General features: G+C 63.9%; 1 protein-coding gene. It reads right to left on the reverse strand.

What is annotated here, in order from left to right; genetic code table 11:
* Positions 1–156: 156 nt before the first annotated feature.
* The gene (locus AC0L2R_RS33710; RefSeq protein ID WP_473514091.1) at positions 157–1,137 is read right to left on the reverse strand and encodes an IS5 family transposase; all 981 of its coding nucleotides are present in this window, start codon (positions 1,135–1,137) and stop codon (positions 157–159) included.
* Positions 1,138–1,200 lie beyond the last annotated feature (63 nt).

Here is a 1,200-nt window from a genome sequence, read left to right on the forward strand (position 1 = left end):
GAGGGCTTTGCACGGGGGCCGAAGTTTGGCGCAGATGGCGCATGGGGCGTTTTTTGAAACGCAATCAGGCCACATTGGCCCGGTTGCAGGGCATTTTTGCCCGCCTCGGGGGCCCAATTGGCCCCCCTCGGCGGATTTTGGGCAGACTCCGCCCCCTCATGCCGGCTTCCTCACCGGGAAGAGGACGGCGGCCGCCCGTTGCAGATTGTAGGCGCAGCCGGCAAGCACGCACTGCGTCCGGTTGGTCGCCAGGTTGAAGAAGCGCAGCCGCCGCATGCCGTAGCGCTGCTTGAACACCGCAAACGGCCGCTCCACCGCCGCCCGCACCTTGGAGATCAACCGGTTGCGCTGCTTCTGGCGTGGCGTCAGCGGATGGTGCTTGTTGGGCCGATGCATCAACCGGTCCTTGATGCCGGCCTGCTTAAGCCGGGCATGCCGGGCATGGGTGTAATAGGCCTGGTCGCCATAGGCCGCCTCTTCGTCGCCGCAGATCAGCGTGTCGGCCGGCTCGGTGTCGGTGATCGAAGCATCGGTGAAGTGCATCCGCCGGATCAGCGTGTGAGTCTCGTCGACGCCGTTGTGCACCTTATAGCCGAACGTGGACTTTTTGCCCTTGCGTCCCCAACGCGCATCGGGGTCGGCCGATGGCCGCGCCGACGTCTCCTCACCCTTCTTCGGCTTCGCCGGCGGGCGGGCGGCGGCCTGCATGAACGATGCATCAATCAGCGTGCCGCGCTTGAGGATCAGGCCCTTCTGCTCAAACTGCCGGGTGATCTCATCGAACACCCGATCAATCAGCCCGTCGCACTTCAGCTCTTCGCGGAAGCGCCACAGCGTCGAATGGTCCGGCGTGTGGTCCGACAGGCTGAAGCCGGCAAAGCGGCGGAACGACAGCCGGTCGCGCAGCTGCATCTCAAGGGCGGGGTCGCTGAGATTGTTCCACACGCCCAAAAACAGACAGCGCAGCAATGTCTCGGCTGGATAGCTGGTGTTGCCCTTCCCCGGCCCGCTGCGCTGACCAAGAAGTGCCCGGATCGGCATCCAGTCGATGACCGTCGCGATCTGGTCGAGCTGCGTCGTATCCGACAGCGCCAGCGCATCCGCCAGGCTCAGTTGACCAACAACACGATCGACCATCCGAATCATCTCCCTCTCTTCCTTACCCCCGGAATCATCAATCCGATTCTGTGCAAAGGCCTC

Source organism: Mesorhizobium sp. WSM4820 (genome assembly GCF_055811075.1).

Excerpts from the sequence above, each read along its gene's own strand:
- AC0L2R_RS33710 (WP_473514091.1), bottom strand. The coding sequence starts at position 1,137 with ATGGTCGATCGTGTTGTTGGTCAACTGAGCCTGGCGGATGCGCTGGCG.